The sequence below is a fragment of the Cellulomonas biazotea genome, assembly GCF_004306155.1.
Lineage (GTDB): Bacteria > Actinomycetota > Actinomycetes > Actinomycetales > Cellulomonadaceae > Cellulomonas > Cellulomonas biazotea.
The window spans coordinates 1-460 of the sequence record NZ_BIMR01000460.1 but is presented as its reverse complement, the minus strand read 5'-3'; the positions used below and the strand labels follow the sequence as shown (position 1 = coordinate 460).

1 pseudogene is annotated in these 460 nt (G+C 82.4%); it reads right to left on the bottom strand.

Going from position 1 to position 460, the window contains the following annotated elements:
* Positions 1–111: 111 nt before the first annotated feature.
* Positions 112–460: pseudogene (locus tag CBZ_RS21250) on the bottom strand (hypothetical protein); the annotation flags it as partial.

Here is a 460-nt window from a genome sequence, read left to right as displayed (position 1 = left end):
CCGACGCCGAGGGCGCGACGGGCGTACCGCCGCCGGGCGCGCCCTGCCCCGCCGGTCGCGGCGGTGCGGCCGGCGCGGCGGTGCGACGCCGCCACGGGAGCGAGGGCGGACTCACGCGACCCGCACCACGTCGAGCGCGTACGAGTGACGCCGGCTGACGACGAGGACCCGGGCGTCCCCACCGGCGGCGGCCCACCCGGTGACCTCGTCGTCCCAGGGCACGGGCAGGGCGGGCGCGGGGGCGCGGACCTGCTCGTCGGGGCCGTCGAGCCGGACGACCGCACTGCCGTGCGCGTCGGCGACCACGACCCAGCACAGCCCGTCGGCGCGGACGTGGCAGCCCGCGGGCGCCGGGGACGAGACGCGCGGGACGGCGAGCCACGGGCCGCCGAAGCCGCGGAAGCCCCCGACGCGGCGGACGACGCCGACGGCGCCCGGCGCGCCGGGCCACCACCAGCGG